The sequence below is a fragment of the uncultured Pseudomonas sp. genome (assembly GCF_913774235.1).
GTDB lineage: Bacteria > Pseudomonadota > Gammaproteobacteria > Pseudomonadales > Pseudomonadaceae > Chryseomonas.
In genome coordinates, this window is record NZ_CAJYDW010000012.1 from 1 (window position 1) to 19907 (window position 19907).

At 67.9% G+C, this 19907-nt stretch carries 16 protein-coding genes; 12 read left to right on the forward strand and 4 right to left on the reverse strand.

Annotated features, from left to right (window positions below; translation table 11 throughout):
* Nucleotides 1–185 precede the first annotated feature (185 nt).
* From QZ471_RS09610 to QZ471_RS09620, 3 genes are all read left to right on the forward strand, one after another.
* Entirely contained in the window at nt 186–1529 is a 1344-nt protein-coding gene (locus QZ471_RS09610; RefSeq protein WP_295463086.1) for an MmgE/PrpD family protein, read from the forward strand.
* A gap of 131 nt (nt 1530–1660) precedes the next feature.
* Entirely contained in the window at nt 1661–2896 is a 1236-nt protein-coding gene (locus QZ471_RS09615; RefSeq protein WP_295463088.1) for an aromatic ring-hydroxylating dioxygenase subunit alpha, read from the forward strand.
* A 119-nt stretch (nt 2897–3015) separates the two neighbouring features.
* Nucleotides 3016–4029: a GlxA family transcriptional regulator gene (locus tag QZ471_RS09620; protein WP_295463090.1), complete on the forward strand. Its 1014-nt coding sequence runs from the start codon at nt 3016–3018 to the stop codon at nt 4027–4029.
* Here QZ471_RS09620 and QZ471_RS09625 read toward each other — a convergent pair.
* The gene (locus QZ471_RS09625) at nt 4019–4930 is read right to left on the reverse strand and encodes a DMT family transporter (RefSeq protein WP_295463092.1); all 912 of its coding nucleotides are present in this window, start codon (nt 4928–4930) and stop codon (nt 4019–4021) included. The two genes, QZ471_RS09620 and QZ471_RS09625, sit on opposite strands and share 11 nt — an antisense overlap.
* 97 nt (nt 4931–5027) lie before the next feature.
* Here QZ471_RS09625 and QZ471_RS09630 point away from each other — a divergent pair, with 97 nt between their 5' ends.
* Nucleotides 5028–5888 carry a LysR family transcriptional regulator gene (locus QZ471_RS09630; RefSeq protein ID WP_295463094.1) on the forward strand — a complete coding sequence of 287 codons (861 nt, stop codon included), beginning with the start codon at nt 5028–5030 and terminating at the stop codon, nt 5886–5888.
* A gap of 8 nt (nt 5889–5896) precedes the next feature.
* On the opposite strand, the gene QZ471_RS09635 is transcribed toward QZ471_RS09630, so the two are convergent.
* A complete protein-coding gene (locus QZ471_RS09635) occupies nt 5897–6793 on the reverse strand; it encodes a LysR family transcriptional regulator (protein ID WP_295463096.1) in 897 nt (298 codons plus the stop codon).
* Nucleotides 6794–6913: 120 nt separating this feature from the next.
* Here QZ471_RS09635 and QZ471_RS09640 point away from each other — a divergent pair, with 120 nt between their 5' ends.
* The 6 genes from QZ471_RS09640 (at nt 6914) to QZ471_RS09665 (ending at nt 14141) form a co-directional block, all read left to right on the forward strand.
* Entirely contained in the window at nt 6914–8107 is a 1194-nt protein-coding gene (locus tag QZ471_RS09640) for a serine hydrolase domain-containing protein (protein WP_295463098.1), read from the forward strand.
* Nucleotides 8104–9312: an MFS transporter gene (locus tag QZ471_RS09645; protein ID WP_295463100.1), complete on the forward strand. Its 1209-nt coding sequence runs from the start codon at nt 8104–8106 to the stop codon at nt 9310–9312. Before QZ471_RS09640 ends, QZ471_RS09645 begins: the two co-directional genes overlap by 4 nt.
* Nucleotides 9309–10478, forward strand: coding sequence for an MFS transporter (locus QZ471_RS09650; protein WP_295463102.1), 1170 nt, complete (start codon nt 9309–9311; stop codon nt 10476–10478). The genes QZ471_RS09645 and QZ471_RS09650 overlap by 4 nt, the downstream gene beginning before the upstream one ends.
* A 343-nt stretch (nt 10479–10821) precedes the next feature.
* A complete protein-coding gene (gene sbcD, locus QZ471_RS09655) occupies nt 10822–12027 on the forward strand; it encodes an exonuclease subunit SbcD (protein WP_295464665.1) in 1206 nt (401 codons plus the stop codon).
* 99 nt (nt 12028–12126) lie between these two features.
* Entirely contained in the window at nt 12127–12966 is an 840-nt protein-coding gene (locus QZ471_RS09660) for an SRPBCC family protein (RefSeq protein ID WP_295463104.1), read from the forward strand.
* On the forward strand, nt 12966–14141 hold the full coding sequence (locus QZ471_RS09665; RefSeq protein ID WP_363287211.1) for a zinc-dependent alcohol dehydrogenase: 1176 nt from the start codon (nt 12966–12968) through the stop codon (nt 14139–14141). The genes QZ471_RS09660 and QZ471_RS09665 overlap by 1 nt, the downstream gene beginning before the upstream one ends.
* On the opposite strand, the gene QZ471_RS09670 is transcribed toward QZ471_RS09665, so the two are convergent.
* A complete protein-coding gene (locus QZ471_RS09670; RefSeq protein WP_295463108.1) occupies nt 14131–15060 on the reverse strand; it encodes an AraC family transcriptional regulator in 930 nt (309 codons plus the stop codon). The genes QZ471_RS09665 and QZ471_RS09670 overlap by 11 nt on opposite strands.
* A gap of 106 nt (nt 15061–15166) precedes the next feature.
* Between QZ471_RS09670 and QZ471_RS09675 the strand changes: the two genes are divergently transcribed.
* Nucleotides 15167–16120 carry an SDR family NAD(P)-dependent oxidoreductase gene (locus QZ471_RS09675; protein ID WP_295463110.1) on the forward strand — a complete coding sequence of 318 codons (954 nt, stop codon included), beginning with the start codon at nt 15167–15169 and terminating at the stop codon, nt 16118–16120.
* Between the two features lie 7 nt (nt 16121–16127).
* On the opposite strand, the gene QZ471_RS09680 is transcribed toward QZ471_RS09675, so the two are convergent.
* A complete protein-coding gene (locus tag QZ471_RS09680) occupies nt 16128–16265 on the reverse strand; it encodes a hypothetical protein (RefSeq protein ID WP_295463112.1) in 138 nt (45 codons plus the stop codon).
* Between the two features lie 170 nt (nt 16266–16435).
* Between QZ471_RS09680 and QZ471_RS09685 the strand changes: the two genes are divergently transcribed.
* The gene (locus tag QZ471_RS09685; protein WP_295463114.1) at nt 16436–19861 is read left to right on the forward strand and encodes an AAA family ATPase; all 3426 of its coding nucleotides are present in this window, start codon (nt 16436–16438) and stop codon (nt 19859–19861) included.
* Nucleotides 19862–19907: the final 46 nt, after the last annotated feature.

Below are 19907 nucleotides of genomic sequence, written 5' to 3' on the forward strand. Positions count from 1 at the left end.
CCTAGCGAGGTGGCCGTAGCTGCAATCGCCCTTTTGGTACTGAGCGACGATCTTCAATTTGAACGCTAGAGAGTACTTGGGCATGGTACGCCTTCAAGGCAGCGTCCAACTTTCGGGGGTCATTTCACTGGCTCATTGTCTGTTGACCCCAAGCGTCCGGTCAGCACAGAACGAGGAGCCCAAGGATGTCGCTATACGCCTTTTGCCAAGATTTCGCCCTGTCCCAGGTGCCCGCCCATACCCGGGCCATCCTGCAGAAGAGCCTGCTGGACATCCTCGGCACCATGGCCGGGGCGGTGTCCAACGCCACCAGCCAGACCCTTTATCGCTACGCCGCCAAGCACTACCCGGGTGGCGAATTCCTCAGCCGCCTGCCGTTCGACGGCCGGTCGGTGAACCTGCTGGGGGCCGGCTGGGCCGGTGGCTTCACCGCCGATAGCCTGGATGCCCACGAAGGACACTTCACCTCCAAGGGTCACGCCGGGGCCACCGTGGTCCCGGCGCTGCTGGCCCTGGCCGATGCCCTGCACGCCCAGGGTCGGATCATCAGCGGCCGCGAACTGCTCGAAGCCCTGTGCCTGGGCTACGAGACCGGTCTGCGTGCGGGTGTCGCCCTGATGGCCACCTCGCCGACCTATCACGCGTCCGGCGGTTTCTCGGCCATCGGCGTGGTCTGTGGCGGGGCCCGTCTGCTCGGGCTCGACGAGACCACCTTCCGCCATGCCCTGGGCATCGCCGAGTACTTCGCCGCCCACTGTCCGATGATGCGGCTGATCGAGCATCCCACCATGCTGCGCGATGCCCATGGTGCCGGCGCCTACAACGGCCTCAATGCCCTGCTGCTGGCCCGCGAGGGCGTCACCGGGGCGCCGGCCGAGACCCTCGAAGCCGACGTGGCCAGTCCCTACTGGAACGACCTGGGCAGCCGCTGGGAGATCGATGCCCAGTACTTCAAGCCCTGGCCGGTGTGCCGCTGGGCGCAACCGGCGCTCACCGCCATGACCCGCCTGCGCGCGGAGCACCCGCAGATCGACGCCGCCTCCGTCGCCGCCATTCGCGTGGAAACCTTCCAGGAGTCCAGTTGCCTGCAGGGGCATCGCCCAGCCAACGCCGACGAGGCCCAGTACGCCCTGGCCTTCCCCCTGGCGGCACTGCTCGCCCGCGGTCAGGTAGGACCGGAGGAGGTTACCGGCGCGGCGATCGGCGCGCCGGACATCCTGGCGGTGAGCGAACGCATCGAAATCGTCGAGGCGGCAGACCTGTCGGCACGCTTCCCCGAGGAGATCCTCTCGCGGGTGACGGTGCGCCTGCACGAGGGCGCGACCTTCACCTCACCCATCACCGCCGCCTTGGGCGATCCGCACCAGCCGCTGACCCTGGCCGACATCGAGGCCAAGTTCGAGCTGTTCGCCGCGGTCAACCTGAGCCCTGCCGCCCGGGCGGCGGTGAAGGGAGCGGTGCTGGAGCTGGAGGGCGCCGCCGTGGCCATCGAAACCCTGGCGCCGATCTTCGCGCCCTGGCAGCGATAACCCCGGGGCACGCGTCGTCATCCAGTTGAGGGTGATGACCGCCCTGCGCCTCGCGCGTCGCTGCGACTTCCAAGAACAACAAGCTCGTTAACCGAATCCGCTCACGGCCGGATTGCCGAGGACCCGTCACCATGCGCAGCCAGCAAGCCGTCATCGACCTCATCGCCCAGCGCCAACCCCGGCATTCGCTACCTCGCGAGCTGTACAGCGATCCCGCCGTCTATCGCCAGGATCTCGAACAACTCTGGCACCGCGACTGGATCTTCGCCGGTCATACCTTCGAGATCGCCAAGCCCGGCCAGTACTTCACCCTGCAGCTCGGCGACTACCCGGTGGCAGTGGTGCGCAGCAAGGACGGCCGGGTGCGCGCCTTCCACAACGCCTGTCGCCACCGCGGCGCCAAGGTCTGCGAACACGAGCAGGGCAAGGTGGCCAAGCTGGTCTGTCCCTATCACAAGTGGACCTACGAACTGGACGGCAACCTGCTGTTCGCCGGCAACATGGGCGCCGACTTCGACAAGACCCAATACGGCCTCAAGCCGGTGCACGTGGAGGTGGTGGAAAGCTACATCTACGTCTGCGTGGCGGCCAAGGCGCCGGACTTCGAGGCTTTCCGCGCGGCGGTCAAGCCCTTCCTGGCTCCGCACTTCCTCGAGGATTGCAAGGTGGCCTTCCAGTCCGACCTGATCGAACGGGGCAACTGGAAACTGGTGTTCGAGAACAATCGCGAGTGCTATCACTGCGACGGCACCCACCCCGAACTGCTCAACTCCTATGTCGAGAACCTCTCGGTGGCCGGCGTCGGCGGCGCGGACGATCCCGAGCTGGCCGCCCACTGGGCGCGCTGCGAGCGCGCCGGGATGCCCAGCAAGCTGGTGATGGACATCCACGGCCGCTTCCGCATGACCCGCATCCCGCTGTCGGCCGGCGCATTGAGCTACACGATGGACGGCAAACCCGCGGTGGCGGGCCGCCTGGACCGGAGCGGTGAGTCGGACATAGGGGCGCTGCTGTACTTCAACTATCCCTCCACCTGGAATCACCTGCTCGGCGATCACGCCCTGAGCTTCCGCGTGCTGCCCATCGGCCCCAATGAAACCCTGGTGACCACCAAGTGGCTGGTGCCGGAGTCTGCAGTTGAAGGGGTGGACTACGACCTGGAACGCCTGACCAAGGTCTGGATCGCTACCAACGACCAGGACCGACGACTGGTGGAAGGCACCCAGGCCGGGGTGAACTCCCCATCCTACGCACCGGGCCCCTACTCGGAAATCGCCGAGAACGGCGTCTGCCAGTTCGACGATTGGTACTGCGCGACCATGCTGGAGCGGCTGCAAGGCCCGATTCCGTTGCAATCCGTGGGTTGACTCCGCCAGGGCGGGTGCAGAGATCAGGTCGTTTGCGGCTTGGTTAGCGGCGGTTCTCTCACTCCGTAGGGGGAGGCTTTGGGCTAGCATCGGTCCAAGGTCGCAGAAGGCAGGGCAGCGTGATCGATTCAAGAACCTTCGGCAGCGGTATCCAGGGTAAGAACTACTTGCAGTTGCAGTCGACGCGGCCGCGCCCGGAATTTTCCCGGCTGGTCGGCTTCATCCTGCTCGACCACTTCTCCCTGCCGTCCTTCACCCAGGCGCTGGACACCCTGGTCACCGCCAACCTCTTGGCCGCCGGCACCTTCGCTACCCAGACCTACAGCCCGACCGGCGCCGAGGTACTCAGCGACCTGGGTATCGTCATCCGTCCGGACGGCGACTACCGCGCCGCGGAAAATGCCCGCTTCGACCTGCTGGTGGTCTGCGGCGGCCTGCGCACTCCGCTAGAGCTCGATCCGCGCCTCAAGGCTCTGCTGGTGCGCGCGGCCAAACAGCAGGTCACCCTCTGCGGCCTGTGGAACGGCGCCTGGCAACTGGGCCAGGCGGGGATGCTGGACGGCTATCGCTGTGCCATCCATCCCGAGCAGCGCAGCGCCTTCAGCGAGCGGGTGCGTGGCTGCAAGACCTCGGCAGAGAGCCATGTGCTGGATCGCGATCGCCTGACGGCGGCCAGCCCCAGCGGGGCCTTCCACCTCTTTCTCGAATGGATCGGCGCCCAGTGCGGCAGCGCTCTGGCCGACGGCCTGATCAACATCCTCGCCTTCGAGGAATCGCGCTTCCGCCAGGTCAACCCGACGCTCAAGGTGCAGATGACCCCACCGCTGCGCGAGGTGGTGACCCTGATGGAAGCCAACATCGAGGAACCCCTGACCATCGAGCAACTCTGCGACTACGCCGGCCGCTCACGCCGCCAGGTCGAGCGCCTGTTCCGCGAACAGCTCGACACCGCGCCCATGCGCTACTACCTCGAACTGCGCATCACCGAGGGGCGCCGGCTGCTGCAGCACTCCACCCTGTCGGTGCTGGAAGTGGCGGTCGCCTGCGGCTTCACCTCGGTCACCCACTTCAGCAAGAGGTATTCGGCCTACTTCGGCTATCCGCCGTCCAAGGAGCGGCGGCTCAAGTACTAGCCTCGCGGCAGGCACCCTTGGCGGGTGACGCGTCGCGCTCCGCCGCATTCAGGCACAGCAAGCCGGCCAGGACGAACAGCAGGCCGAGCAGCATGCCCGGTGCCAGGGGCTCGTCGAAGCAGGCCCAGGCCCACAGCAGCGCCACCGGCGGACTCAGATAGAGAGCGCCGCTCACCGCCTGGGGGCTGCCTTGGCGCAGACACAGCCAGTAGAGGCCGTAGCCGAGCAGGGTCGGGATCAGCAGCCAGAGCAGTGCCAGGGCGAAGCCCAGGGTCAGCGGCGGGCGCAAGGGGCCCTCGAAGCCAGCCGCCAGCGTCATGACCAGGCTGCTGGCGGCGAGCTGGATGAACAACTGGGTCGGTAAGGCCAGCCGCACCGTCGGTAGGTGACTCTGCAGTAGGGTCGCCAGGGCCAACGCCAGGGCGCCACCCAGGGGCAGGGCATAGGCCCACCCCGGCGCCACCCCCAGGCCTAGCCCAGCGCCGGTCGCGAGCAGTACCCCCGTCAGCCCCAGGCCCAGGCCCAGCCACTGCCGCCCACTGGTAACTTGACCGGGCAGCAGGCAGCACCCCAGGGCCACCAACAGCGGCGACAGATCCGAGAGCAGCGCGGCCAGCCCCGGCGAGACGCCCAGCTCGATGGCCTTGGCCGCCGGCGCAATGCAGCCGGCGAAGGCGAGGGCGCCAATGGCCGCTTGTTGCCCAATGATCCGTAGCGGCAGCCGGCGCAATTCGGCCCAGGCGAGGGGCAACAGCAGCAAGGCGGCCAGGGCGAAGCGCCAGAGCGTCACCAGCAGGGTAGGCGCCTGGTCCGCGGCGTAGCGATAGCCGACGAAGCCGGCGCTCCAGCACAACACCAAGGCGAACTGACGCAACAACGCGGAAGACAGGATGGCAGGCATGACCAGGCTCCAACGGATGGGATGCCTTGAGCCTGGCCCAGAGTGGTAATACACTCAAACGACATTATTGGTAGCTATGGTTCTGTAAAATCGCATCATGCCAGCCCCGCTCGATATCGATGTCCTGCGCACCTTCCATACCATCGTCCGGCTTGGGCAGTTCCGCGCTGCCTCGTTGCAGCTCAATCGCAGCCCCTCGGCGGTGAGCAGCCAGATCCGCCGGCTGGAGGAGCAGGCCGGTGGCCGCCTGTTCGAGCGCGACAACCAGGCCGTGACCCTGACCCCGCTCGGGCGCCGTGTTCTTCTCGAAACGGCTGAACTGCTGCAGGCCCACGACCGCATCCTCGCTGGTCTCACTGGCCAGCCGGTGGTGGGCGAGGTGCGCTTCGGGGTCGCCGAGGACTACGCGGCTTCCTTGCTCAAGGCCGTACTGCCCCGACTGCGCAGCGAGCATCCGGGCATCGCCCTCCAGGTACTCACCGGCAACAGCGGCCAGCTCCGCCGCTGGCTCGGCCAGGGCTTACTGGATCTGGCGCTGTTAGTCGGTCCGCAAAGCGCCGGCCAAACGGAGGGCGAGATGTTCGGCAGCACCCAACCGGTGTGGGTCGCTGGTCCCGGCCTGTCGCTCGGCGACGACGCGCCCGTCCCCCTGGCCTTGCATGGCGAAGGGTGCAGCTATCGCGAACTGGGTATCGACCTGCTGACCGGACAGGGCCGCGGCTGGCAGGCGGTGGTCACCAGCGCCGCTTCTTCGGCCCTGGAAGCGGCGGTCGAACTCGGCCAGGCGGTGGCCATCATCGACCAGGTGCGGATGACCGCCACCATGCGCGAACTCACCCCGGAAGAGGGTTTTCCCCGCTTGCCCTGGCATGCCTTGAGGCTGGCCTCGCCGCCTGGCGAACGCAGCCCGGCCTGCGCCCGGCTGGCGGGCCTGATCGCCGAGGATTTCCGGCTGTAACCAAGCCATTATCGGCCGGCGAGCAGTGTCAGCCGCGTGCAGAGGAAGTCCACCAGGACACGGATCTTGGGAGCCGGTTGCTTGCTGACCGGCCAGAGCACATGGAATACCCCTCTGTACTCCAGCCGGTCGGCCAATAGCGTGCACAGCCGGCCATCGGCCAGGGCGTCCGCCACGGCAAAATCCGGCAGGTAAGCGATGCCCAGGCCGCGCAAGGCGAAGCACAGGCGGGTCTCGATGTTGTTGCAGATCATCGTGGTGGGCAGGGCTGCCTCGGCTTCGCCGGGCAAGCGCCGCAAGGCCCAGGCTTCCAGTTTGCCGCTGTTGGGAAAGCGATAGTGCAGGCAGGCGTGCTGCAGCAGGTCGGCCGGCGTCTGCGGCGTGCCACGCTGGGCCAGATAGTCGGGCGACGCGACCAGGTGCATCCGGAAGCTGCCCAGCCGGCGCGCCGCCAGACGTGAATCGGAAGGCTCACCGGTACGCACCACGGCGTCGAATCCCTCTTCGATGACATCGACCATGCGGTCGGTGAAATCCAGGTCCAGCTCGATCTGCGGATAGGCGCGCATGAACTCGCCGAGTACCGGCAGCACCAGCGAACTCACCAGTGGCAGGCTGACCCGCAAGCGACCGCGTGGCGTGGCACTGACTTGCGACAACTCCAGTTCCGCGGCCTCGATCTCGGCGAGGATGCGGCGGCTGCGTTCCAGGAAGAGGGCACCCTCGGCCGTCAGGGTGATGCTGCGCGTGCTGCGATGGAATAGGCGCACGCCGAGCTTATCTTCCAGGCGCGCCACGCTCTTGCCGACGGCCGAGGCCGATACGCCCAGCAGGCGTCCTGCCGCGACGAAACTGCGCGTCTCGGCTACCTGCACGAACACCATGAAGCCGTTGAGACTGTCCATGTTTCCCTTGCTCATGAATTGCGGACGTCTGGTTCCGCACATCGAGGAACTCTAGCCTACTTTTTCTTCAATCCCTGGCTTTCTATCGTCGCGGCACATCTATCGAACGAGGGCTGTGCCATGACGAATCTTCTGCGATTACCCATCGAGCCCGTGTCCGCTAGTCGGCTGTCCGCGCAGGTGCAGACTGTCGTCCAGCGCGCCCTGGATGAGCAGCGTCTGGTGGGGGCCGTGGTCCTCGTCGCCCGTGACGGCGAGCTGCTGCATCGGCAGGCCGCCGGCTTCGCCGACCGTGAACGGGCGCAGCCGATGACCGTGCAGACCCTGTTCCGGCTGGCTTCGGTGACCAAGCCCATCGTCTCCACCGCCGCGCTGGTGTTGGTGGCGCGCGGTCTGCTGGAACTCGATGCGCCGATCGCGCTCTGGCTGCCCGAGTTCTGCCCGCGTCTGGCCGATGGCCGCCCGGCAGCCATCACCGCACGGCAGTTGCTCAGTCATACGGCTGGCTTGGGATACCGGTTCCTGGAGACCGATGCGGATAGGCCCTATGCACGGGCTGGCGTGTCGGACGGCCTGGATGCCGCGGGCCTCGACCTCGCCGAGAACCTGCGCCGCCTCGCCAGCGTACCTCTGAGGTATCCGCCGGGTACGGCCTGGGGCTACTCCTTGGCCACCGATGTGCTGGGCGCCCTGATCGAGCGGATCCAGGCCGCGCCCTTGGGCGAGGCGGTGCAACGCCTGGTGACCGGTCCCCTTGGCCTGGCCGATACCGGCTTCGTCGTCCGTGATCGCAGCCGGATGGCGACCGCCTACGTCAACGACCAGCCGTGCCCCCACCCCTTGGCCGAAGGCGAGACGGTCCCGGTGTTCGAGGACACCCTTGGCATCACCTATAGCCCTGGGCGCATCTTCGACGACCGTGCCTTCCCCTCGGGAGGCGCCGGCATGGCCGGTACCGCCGAGGATCTCTTGCGGCTCCTGGAGACCTTGCGGCAAGGGGGTGCGGCATTGCTGCCTGGCGAGCTGGTTGAGGATATGGGGCGGGATCAGACCCAGGGGCTGGAGTTGCCTGGCCTGCCGGGCTGCGGCTTCGGCCTCGGCTTCTCGGTACTGCGTGATCCCAAGCTAGCTGCATCACCCGAATCCCCGGGCACCTGGCGCTGGGGGGGTGCCTACGGTCACTCCTGGCTCGTCGACCGGGCGCGGGGACTGAGCGTGGTGGCCTTCACCAATACCCTGTACGAAGGCATGTCCGGTCGCTTCGTCAGCGAATTGCGTGATGCGGTCTACGGGGCCGGGGAGTTCGCGTCATGAACGGAGTAGGCCACGACCGCCTACCCTGGGGCTCGTTGCTGGCCCTGGCCATGGCGGCCTTCATCACCATTCTCACGGAAGCCTTACCCGCAGGCCTGCTGCCGCAGATGGCGCAGGGCCTCGCGGTATCCGAGGGCTGGATCGGCCAGACGGTGACGGTCTATGCCCTGGGTTCATTGGCGGCGGCGATTCCGCTGACCGCCGCTACCCAGGGGCTGCGCCGGCGCCCGCTGTTGATGGCGGCCATCGGTGGCTTCATCGTCGCCAATACCCTGACCGCGCTGTCGACCAGCTACCTGTTGACGATGGCGGCGCGCCTGCTAGCGGGCGTCGCGGCGGGGCTGCTGTGGGCGCTGTTGGCGGGCTATGCGGCTCGGCTGGTACCCGAGCATCAACGGGGACGCGCGATCGCCATCGCCATGGCGGGAACGCCCCTGGCGCTCTCGCTCGGCGTGCCGGCCGGTACCCTGCTCGGCAGTGTCCTGGGCTGGCGGCTGGGCTTTGGGCTCATGAGTCTGCTGGCCCTGGGGCTGATGCTTTGGATCCGCTGCGGGTTGCCGGACGTCGCCGGCCAGGCTGAGGAGCGGCGCTCGTCATTGGCACAGGTATTCCGGCTGCCCGGGGTGCGCTCGGTGCTGTTCGTGGTGCTGGCCTTCGTGCTGGCGCACAATCTCCTCTATACCTACATCGCTCCCTTTCTGGCCGCCGTCGGGATGGCCGAACGCACGGATCTGGTCCTGCTGGTATTCGGCGCTGCCTCGCTACTGGGGATCTGGATCGTCGGTGTGCTGATCGACCGTCATCTGCGTGAATTGGCCCTGGCCAGTACCGTCCTGTTCGGCCTCGCCGCGCTGGCGCTCGGCCTGGCGTCCGACCTGCCCGTCGTGGTCTATCCGGCGATAGCCACCTGGGGACTGGCCTTTGGCGGTGCTGCCACGCTGTTCCAGACGGCTCTGGCCAGAACGGCGGGCGAGGCTGGAGATGTCGCTCAATCCATGCTGGTCACCGTCTGGAATACCGCGATCGCCGGTGGCGGCCTGCTCGGCGGCCTGCTGCTCGAACGACTGGGTGTCGAGGCTTTCGCGCCGGTATTGCTGGGGCTTCTGGGGCTGACGCTGGTGGTGGTGTGGTCGGCGCGGCGGCATGGTTTTGCGGCCGGTACCGAGTCCGCGTTGCCCGTGCCAACGGCGGAGCCGCGGGCATGAGGGCGCGGGCGCTGTTCTTCATCGCCCTGGGTCTGTTCGGGCTGTATGCCGTCGAGTTCGGTGTGGTCGGCATCCTGCCGGCCATTGTCCAGCGTCATGGCGTCGAGGTGAGCCAGGCGGCTTGGCTGGTAGCGCTGTTCGCTGGCGTGGTCGCCATTGGTGGGCCGGCCATGGTGCTATGGCTCTCGCGCTACGACCGCCGCCGGGTACTGACCGCCGCCTTGCTGGTCTTCAGCCTGTGCAGTCTGCTGTCGGCCCAGGCGCCCAGCTTTGCCGTGCTGCTGGCGCTACGCATCCCCTCGGCCCTGCTGCATCCGGTGTTCTTCGCGCTGGCCTTCGCGGCGGCTGTCTCACTATATCCACCCGAGCGCGCCGCACACGCCACGGCCATGGCGTTTCTCGGCACAACTCTGGGGTTGGTACTGGGGGTGCCGCTGGCGACCTGGATCGAGGCCAGGGTGTCTTACGAAGCCTCTTTTCACTTCTGTGCGGCGGTGAATCTGTTGGCGGCGGCCGGGCTCTGGATAGTGCTTCCGGCCGGTGGCGGAGCGCAAAGCCGTGCACCGCTACATCGGTTGCCGACGATCCTGCGCAGGCGCGCGCTCTGGCTCTCGATCATCGCGGCGGTAGCCATCTTCGCCGCGATGTTTTCCGTCTACAGCTATGCCGCCGAATACCTGGCGCGGCAGGCGCACCTGGGCGGTACGGCGATCAGTATCCTGCTGGGCGTCTTCGGGGTGGGTGGCGTGCTCGGCAACCTCCTGGCCGGACGGGCGCTGGAGCGCCAGTTCGCCTGGACGGTTCTGGCCTACCCTCTGGTGCTGGCGGCCACCTATGGCGTGTTGCTGGCATTCGCTTCGTCGTCGTTCACGACCCTGGTGCCGATCTGCCTGCTATGGGGCGCAGTCCATACCAGCGGCTTGATCGTCAGCCAGCTGTGGGTGACCTCGGCGGCACCGGAGGTGCCCGAGTTCGCCACCAGTCTCTATGTCTCCGCAGCCAACCTCGGCGTGGTGCTGGGAGCAGCAATGGGTGGGAGCCTCATCGCGCGGGTGGGGATGCCAGGAGTGCTTTGGAGCGGTTGGCTGTTCACAGCGGTGGCGCTGGTTGCCGTGTTGGCTAGAAGACCCTGGCGTGGCGGCGTCCAGGGGCGTCTGGAGTCCTAGGGGGCCAGAACTCCCAAAGGGCGCTGCCGCGCTCTGGTTGAACCTGAGGTTTAGCCGGGCGGGGCGGATGAGGGTCGTTCTGATGGTTGCGCAACTGAATTGACGGCGCGGTCGCTCGACCGGCGCTACCGCGTGTCTTCAGTCGTTTGCTGACCTGACCGCCCCAGCCGCCTTGGGTCGGTCGGAGATTTACAGTGGGTAGCCCAGCAGGGATATTGGCGGGCAATTCTTTGGCCCGACCGATTTCACCATGGAAAACCTCCCGCTCTTCGATCTGCCTCCTGCCGCTCCTGCGGAAAAACCCAAGCCCAAGCGCGCGCGCAAGGCGTCGCCGGCAGGCGGCCTGCGCCTGCTGCACACCTCCGACTGGCACCTGGGGCAGCACTTCCTCGGCCGCACCCGTGAGGCCGAGCATCGGGCCTTTCTGACCTGGTTGGTGGGCCAGGTGGAAGAGCAGCAGGTGGACGTGGTGCTGGTGGCGGGGGACATCTTCGATACCGCGACCCCACCGAGCTATGCCCGGGAGCTGTACAACGGTTTCATCGTCGCCCTGCGCGGCACGGGCGCCAGCCTGGTGGTGCTGGGGGGCAACCATGATTCCGCGGCGGTCCTGGCGGAATCCCGCGAGTTGCTGGCCTGCCTGGATACCCGGGTCATCCCCTGTATCAGCGCGACGCCGGCGGATCAGCTACTGGAACTGCGCCGGCGTGACGGCGAGATCGGCGCGCTGCTCTGCGGTATTCCTTTCGTCCGCCCGCGGGACGTGGTGCAGAGCCAGGCGGGGCAGAGCGCCGACGACAAGCGCCAGGCGCTGCAACAGGCCATCCAGGGCCATTACGCCGAGTTGTACGCCCTGGCCGAGGCGCGGCGCGCCGAACTGGGCGGCCGCTTGCCCATCATCGCCACCGGCCACCTGACTACCGTGGGCGCCAGCGCCAGCGAGTCGGTGCGGGAGATCTATGTCGGCAGCCTCGATGCCTTTCCCACCAGCGCCTTCCCGCCGGCGGACTATATCGCCCTCGGGCATATCCACCGACCCCAGCGTGTCGGTGGCCTGGAGCAGGTGCGCTACAGCGGCTCGCCGCTGTGCCTGAGTTTCGACGAAGAGCGCGCCAAGGAGGTCCTGCTGGTGGAATTCGGTACGGGCCTGGAGCGGGTGACGCCCCTGGCGGTGCCCTGTTTCCAGCCGCTGGCGGTGGTACAGGGGACGCTGGAAGAACTCGGGGCGGCGCTCACCCAGGCGGCCGCCGACGGCAGCGCCGCGTGCCCGGTGTGGGCCGAGGTGGTGGTGGCAGGGGACGACTACCTGGCCGATCTGCAGCCGCGCATCAGTGCGCTGGTCGCCGAATTGCCGCTGGAGGTACTACGGGTCCGCCGGGCGCGCAGCGCGGCGGCGCCGACGCTGCAGGGCACCCAGCGCGAGACACTGGAGGAGCTCAGCCCGTTGGACGTCTTCCAGCAGCGCCTGGCCGATGAGCAGCTGGACGACGAGTTGCGCACCCGGCTGGAAGGGCTTTACCGCGAGGTTCTCGGCGAGATGCCGGCCTGATCGCAGCGAAACGCTTCCATCGGACCGATTTTCCCGACAGGAACAACGCCCGTTTGCCCGGGGTCACCCTCCTAAGCACCCGCCACAGGAGGAGATCCTATGAACGACCTATCCCAACCCCTCGCCGCGACGCGCCAGGCGCAGTCGACGCGACAGGTACCCAATGTTCAGGGCAGCGAGCGTGTCATCTCCCTGCTGGGCGGCGGCCTGCTCATCCTCGGCGGTCTCCGCCGCGGCGGCCTGACCGGCTGCGTGGAGATGGCCCTGGGCGCCATGGCGCTCAGCCGCGGAGTCCGCCAGCGCTGCGAACTCAAGGCCGCGCTGCAACCCTCGCCCTTCGAGCAAGCCCTGGCCGAGCGCTGGGGCTGGCGCAATCCCACCGCCATCCAGCGCAGTGTCACCATCGCCCGGCCGCGGGAAGAGGTGTTCGCCTACTGCACCGATCTGCAGCACCTGCGTGAGCTGCTGCCCTTCGTCGACCGCATCGAGTCGGGCGCCGATGGCGACAGCCACTGGCATGCCACCGGCCCCCTGGGCCGTACCCTCACCTGGACCCTGGAACAGAGCGAGCGGCGCGACAACGAATTCCTGCTCTGGAGCACCGTGCCCGGCACGGTGATGGCGCACAAGGCCAGCCTGACCTTCAGCGACGCGCCCCAGGGCCGCGGCACCCTGGTCCAGGCCGTCCTGGCCTGCGAAGCACCCGCCGGCCTGCTCGGCCATGCCGTCACCGAAGGCATCAGTCGCTTCACCGGCAAGGCGGTCAATCTCGGCCTGCGCCGGCTCAAGCAGCAACTGGAGACCGGCGAGATATCTACACCCGAGATCACCCGCAGCGGTCGCCCGCTGGCGCCTTCCCATCCGCCGGTCACCCGGCCGGCCGACGAACCCCGCGCCGATCTCGATGCCGGCCTGGGCACTCCCGAGAGGACCGAATGATGCGAGCTCTGACCTGGCAAGCCCCCAACCGTCTGCAAGTGGAAACCGTTCCCGACCCGGAAATCCTCAATCCGCGTGACGCCATCGTGCGCGTCATCATGTCCTCGGTGTGCGGCTCGGACCTGCACCTGCTGGGCGGCTACGTCCCGGCGATGAAGCCTGGCGACATCATCGGCCACGAATTCCTCGCCGAGGTCGTCGAGCTGGGCAGCGGACTGCGCAATGGCGACCTGGCCGTCGGCGACCGGGTGATCACCATCTCCATCATCGGCTGCGGTGACTGCGAGCACTGCCAGCGCGAGGACTACAACTGCTGCGACAACAGCAATCCCAAGCCCGAATTGACCGACCTGGCCTATGGTCAGCCCTGCACCGGCATCTTCGGCTATAGCCACGCCTTCGGCGGCTATGCCGGCAGCCACGCCACCTACGTGCGGGTGCCCTATGCCGACGTTAACCTGTTCAAGGTGCCCGACGGGGTCAGCGACGCCCAGGCGGTGTTCGTCTCCGATGCCGTGCCCACCGGCTACTATGCGGCCGACCTGGCCGACATCCAGCCCGGCGACACCGTGGCGGTCTGGGGCTGTGGCGGGGTGGGGCAGATGGCCATTCGCAGCGCCTACCTGCTGGGCGCCGAGCGGGTCATCGCCATCGACCGCTTCAGCGATCGCCTGCAACTGGCGGCGCAAAAGGCCGGCGCCATCACCCTCGACTACGAGACTACCAACATCCACGAAGCCCTGCTGGAGCTGACCGGTGGCCGCGGGCTGGATCGTTGCCTGGATTGCGTCGGCATGGAGGCTCACGGCACCCAACTCGACTACACCTACGACAAGACCAAGCAACTGCTGCGGTTGCACACCGAACGTGGCTCGGCCCTGCGCCAGGCCATCCGCGCCTGCCGCAAGAGCGGCACGGTGTCGGTGATCGGCGTCTACGGCGGGGTGATCGACAAGTTTCCCATGGGCGCCATCGTCAACAAGGCGCTGACGGTGAAGTCGGGCCAGCAACCGGGACAGCGCTATGTGGAGCGGCTGTTCGAGCACATCAAGAAAGGCGAACTGGACCCCTCCTACCTGCTCACCCACCCGATGAGCCTGGAGGAGTCGCCCTATGGCTACGAGCTGTTCAAGTCCAAGGACAAGAATTGCATGAGAGCGGTGTTCATGCCTTAGCCAAGGCCCGCTCGCCTCGGGTCAGCGCCCGGTATGCCCGTGGCGACTGACCCAGGACGCGGCGAAAGGCGTGGCTGAAGGCACTGTCCGACAGATAGCCGAGCTGCGCCGCGATGGCCGAGATGGTCTGCTGGCCGTGGGCGAGGGCGGTGGTGGCCAGCAACATGCGCCAGCGGGTGAGGTATTCCAGCGGGCCCAGGCCGGCGCTGAGCTTGAACTTGAGGGCCAGGGTCGAACGCGACATCCGCACGGTCGCCGCCAATTCGGCGACCGTCCAGCGGCGCGCGGGATCGGCGTGGATGGCCTGGATCGCCGGTGCCAATTGGCTATCGGCCAGCACCCGCAGCCAACTGGGAAAGGCTTGCCGGGTATCACTCAGGTGCAGGCGCAACGCCTGGACCAGCATCAACTGGCCCAGTTGCTGGACGGTCAGCTCACTGCCTGGGGCGGGCTGGGCCAGCTCCCGGGCCAGCAGGGGCAGGGCCCAGCGCAATAGCGACGCCGGTTCCGAGTCGTGGCGGATGACGATGACCGGGGGCAGGCCCTCGAACAGCAGGCGCGCATTCGTGGCGAAGGTGAAACGGCCACCCACTAGAAAGAAGGCATCGGCACTGCCGTGTCGGGCAATGCCGGCGGTGGCGATGGCGTAGAGCGGCGCCGCGGGGGTCGAAGGCAAGCGCGGATCGCTGGCCAGTTCGAAAGCCAAGGCTTGCGTCAGCAGAAAGCAGTCGCCGGCGTCCAGGGACAGGGCAGTGGACAGGCCCGCTACCTTCAGCCAGCAGCAGCCTTCAACGACGGCGTTGAACTTGATCCCCTCGGGTGGCGGAAAGCTCAGTGCCCAGTCTTGTCCGGCCTGCAAGCCGGCGAAGAGGGCGCTCCGGGGCTGCAGGGTGCTGAGTACCGAAGACAGGGGGTCCATGGCAAATCGGACGCTCTCGACAGAAAAGCGGATTATTCCGCATTCAACGTTGTTCGTGCAGTGGAGACACTAGAAGCCTGTTGCAACCGACCACAGGAGTCTCTCCATGCGCAGCCACTCTCCCCTGAACTCTCCCTTCGGCGCTCACTCCACGGCCCAGGACGTCGTCGCTGGCCTGGATCTGTCCGGCGCCACTGCCCTGGTGACGGGTGGTCACTCGGGGCTTGGCCTGGAAACCACCCGCGCCTTGGCAGCGGCCGGCGCCCGGGTCATAGTCGCAGCCCGCGATCTGGAGCGGGCGCGGGCGAGCCTCTGTGAGTTGAAAGCGGTCGAGCTCGAGCCGCTCGATCTGAGCGACCTGGACAGCGTGCGTGACTTCGCCGCCCATTGCTCCACCCGAATAGCGGCCCTGGACATCCTCATCGGTAGCGCCGGGATCATGGCCTGCGCCGAAACTCGTGTCGGGCCGGGCTGGGAAGCGCAGTTCGCCACCAATCACCTGGGCCATTACGCGCTGGTCAACCTGCTGCTGCCGCGTCTGGCGACCGGGGCGCGGGTGATCCAGGTGTCTTCGGCCGGGCATCAGCTCTCCGCCATGCGCTGGGAGGATGTCGACTTCAGTAATGGCTACGACAAATGGCAGGCCTATGGTCAATCGAAGACGGCCAACGCCCTGTTCGCCGTGGAATTGGACCGCCTGGCCAGGTCGGCGGGTATCCGCGCCTTCTCCCTGCACCCGGGCAAGATATTCACGCCCTTGCAGCGGCACCTGACGCGGGAAGAGATGATCGCCGCCGGCTGGCTTGACCCGCACGGACGACCGGCCGATCCCTCGTTCAAAACACCCGCGCAGGGCGCTGCGACCCAGGTCTGGGCGGCCACCTCGACGCTGTTGGCTGGCCTGGGCGGCCTCTATTGCGAGGATTGCAACCTGGCCCCGCTGGTGGATGCCCCAACCAGGGATGCTACCGGTGTGATGCCCCACGCGCTGGATGCCGAGGCTGCAGCGCGGCTATGGGAACTGTCGGCCCGGCGTACAGGCGTGAATGCCTTCGCCTGAGCCGAGGCTAGACCCACCAACTGGTCAGCGGCTGTACCAGCGCGGCGACCTTGTGGCCGCCACTGCAACTGACCAGCGCCAGGGTGCCCACACCGACCAGCAGCGGCATGCCGAGAAAATCGAAGGGCGAGAGAGGCGAACGCATGAGGATTCCTCCCGAAAGGCGGTTGCAGAGCGGTCGTAACCAGTTGAGAGCCGGGGAGGGGGCAAGTTCAGCGGTGGACACGACCACAGGTCGAATGGTCGGTTGCCATGGGCGAGCGGGCGCAACAATGCCAGAATCGGCGGTTCGCCGAGTCGTCCTGGAAAAGCCCGATGAAGATCCTCACCCTGCGCCTGAAGAACCTCAATTCCCTCAAGGGTGAGTGGAAGATCGACTTCACCGCCGAGCCCTTCGCCAGCAGTGGCCTGTTTGCCATCACCGGGCCGACCGGGGCGGGCAAGACCACCCTGCTGGATGCCATCTGCCTGGCGCTCTATCACCGTACGCCGCGCATGAGCAAGGTGGGCGGGGAGAGCAACGAACTCATGACCCGGCATACCGGCGACTGCCTCGCCGAGGTGGAATTCGCCGTGCGTGGCGAGCGCTACCGGGCCTTCTGGAGTCAGCGTCGGGCCCGTGACCGCGCCGATGGTGCCCTGCAACCGCCCAAGGTCGAATTGGCCAAGCTGGATGGCAGCATCCTCGCCGAAAAGACCGGCGACAAGCTGCGCCTCACCGAAGAACTCACCGGTCTCGACTTCGAGCGCTTCACCCGCTCCATGCTGCTGGCCCAGGGCGGTTTCGCCGCCTTCCTGGAGGCCAGCGCCAGCCAGCGCGCCGAGTTGTTGGAGGAACTGACCGGGACCGCGGTGTACGGCCAGATCTCCCAACGGGTGTTCGAGCGTGCTAAGGCCGTTAAGGACACCTTAGAGCTATTGCGCCAACGACGAGATGGCGTCGAGGTGCTGGACGACGAACGCCGCCAGGCGCTGATCGCCGAAGGCACCACCCTGGCGGCGCGCGAGGTGCAGCTGGGCGAACAACTGGCGACCTGGCAGGCGCAGCGCCAGTGGCTCGCGGCGCTGGAGCAGGCGGCGACCGCGGCGCAGACGGCCGAGTCTCGCCTGGCCGCGGCCCAGCAGGCCTGGGACGCCGCCGAGTCCCGGCGCCAGCGCCTGGCAGCGGCCGAGCCGGCGGCGCGTCTGCTGCCAGTCGAGCAGGCCTGGCGCGAAGCCCAGGCGCGTGAGCATCAAAGTCGTGACGAACTGACGCAGCTGGACCAGCGCCTGCAGGCCCTGGCCGCTCGCCGCGAAGCGGCCCTGGGCCAGGCGCTGGGCGCCAGCCTGGAACTATGGCATCAGGCCGAGACGCAACAGGCGCACAGGCACGATGAACAGCAGCGCCTGGCCACCAGCCTGGCCGAGCGGACCCGCCATGCCGAGCTGGGCGAGCGCCTGGGTGACTGGCGCAGCCAACTGGCCCTGCGTGATGAACGCGCCGACACCCTGGCGCGGCTCACTCGGCGCCAGGAGGAACAGACGCACCAACTGCAGCTGCTGGCCGAGGAACGCGAGGCCCAGCAGGTAGCGGTGCAACGGGCGCGCGACCAGGCAATCCAGGCCCAGGCCGCGGAGCAGGCCCAGGCCGAGCGCTGGCAGGCTGCCCTGGACGGCCGCGACGAAAAAGCCTGGCGTGGTCTCTGGCAGGCGGCGCTGGGGCGCGTCAACGAAGTCGACCAGCTGGACCAATTGGTCGAGCGTCGCCGTCAGTTGCAGACCCAGCTGGAGCGCCTGGCGCGCAGCCAGGGCGAGCGCCAGCGCCAGCATGGCGAGCAGCAGCTGCGGCTGGACGCCTTGCGCGGTCGCTATCGCGAGGTGGCCCAGCAGGTCCGCGAGCGCGAGAAACTGCTCGAACAGGAGCGGGTCATCCGCAGCCTGGAGGCCCAGCGCGCCGAACTGCGCCCCCATGAACCCTGCCCGCTGTGCGGCTCGCGCGAACATCCGGCGGTGGCCGACTACGCCGCCCTGGACGTCTCGGCCACCCAGACCGCGCTGCAGGAGGCCAAGACCGAGCTGGAGCGCCTGACCCAGGAAGGCAAGGAGCTGGGCGAAACCCTGGTCGCGCTCAAGACGCAACTCGACCAGACCAGCGAACAGCAGACCGAGGCCAGCCAGCAGCTGGAGCAACTGGGCGAACTCTGGCGCCAGCGCTGCGTGGCCCTGGGCGCCGACCCTGAGGCACCCGGTGCGGTGGCTGAACTGCGCCGTCGACAGGACGCCGAGCTGGCCCGCATCCAGCAGGTATTGGCCACCCTGGACGGCCTGCGCCAGCTGGGCGAGGAGAGTCGCCAGGAGGCCCAGCGCACGGCGCGCCAGCAGGCCGATGCCGAGCAGCGCCTGGCCCTGGCCGAGGCGGCCTGGGAGCGCGCCCGTCAGGGTCTGGCCGAAGGCGCGCAGGAATTACAGGAGTCGCAGCGCCACCAGACCGAGGCCGAGCGGCAGCTCGCTGCGGACCTCGCCGCTGCCGGCTACGAGCTGCCCAGTCGCGCCGCCGAATGGCTGGCCCAACGTGACCAGGAATGGCGTACCTGGCAGGCCGACCGCCAGCGCGACCAAGAGCTGCAGCAGGGTCTGCGCGACGGGGAGCAGCGCCTGGCGGCCCTGGCGCCGCTGGTGGCGACCTGGCGCGAGCGGGCGGCGGCAATCGCCGCGGCGCCGGTCGAGCCGAGCGCCGCGGCGACCGTGCTGGCTGAGGCCACCGCAGCCTGGGAAGACTGTCGCGAGCAGGGCGCGGCGCTGCAGGGCACGCGGCTGTCGCTGGCCGAGCGACTGGCGCGGGAAGCGCAACTGGCCGAGGAAGCCAGCGCCCGCTGGGAAACGGCCCTGGCCGCCAGCGCCTTCGCCGATGTCGCGGCCTGGCGCGACGCGCAGCTGGACGACGCCGAGCGCAGCGCCCTGGGCGCCGAACTGGCGCGCCTGGATACCACCCTGACCGAGGCCCGCGCCCTGGCCGGTGCCGCCCGGCAGCACCACGCCGCCCTGGGCGCGCAGCCGCTCACCGAAACATCCGCCGCCGAACTGGATGCCGCGCTGGCCGCCGCCAACGCCGAATTGCGCACCCTGAGTCAACGCCAGGGCGAGGTGGGCGCTGCGCTGCGCGACGACGAACGCCGTCGCGCGGGCTTGCAGGCGCTGCTGGTCGAGATCGCTGCCCAGGAGCGCGACCAGGACCTCTGGCAGCACCTCAATGGCCTGATCGGCTCGGCCGATGGCGCCAAATTCCGCAAGTTCGCCCAGGGGCTGACCCTGGATCACCTGGTGCATTTGGCCAATGGGCAGATGCAGCGCCTGCATGGTCGTTACCAACTGATCCGTCGGCAGGCGGCGGAACTGGAGCTGCAGATCCTCGACACCTGGCAGGCCGATGCCCTGCGCGACATCCGCACCCTGTCGGGCGGCGAGAGCTTCCTGGTCAGCCTGGCCCTGGCCCTGGCGCTGTCGGACCTGGTCAGCCAGCGTACCGGCATCGACTCGCTGTTCCTCGACGAAGGCTTCGGCACCCTCGACGGCGAGACCCTGGAGGTCGCCCTCGATGCCCTGGACCAGCTCAATGCCGGCGGCAAGACCATCGGCATCATCAGCCACGTGGAGGCGCTCAAGGAGCGTATCCCGGTGCAACTCCGGGTGCGCAAGGGCGTCGGGCTCGGACACAGCGGTCTGGAGCGACGCTACGCGGTGGACAAAAGCTCGACCGATTGAGTATTTCTCCTGCCCGAGTGGTCGAAGGCCGGCGAAGCGAAACGTC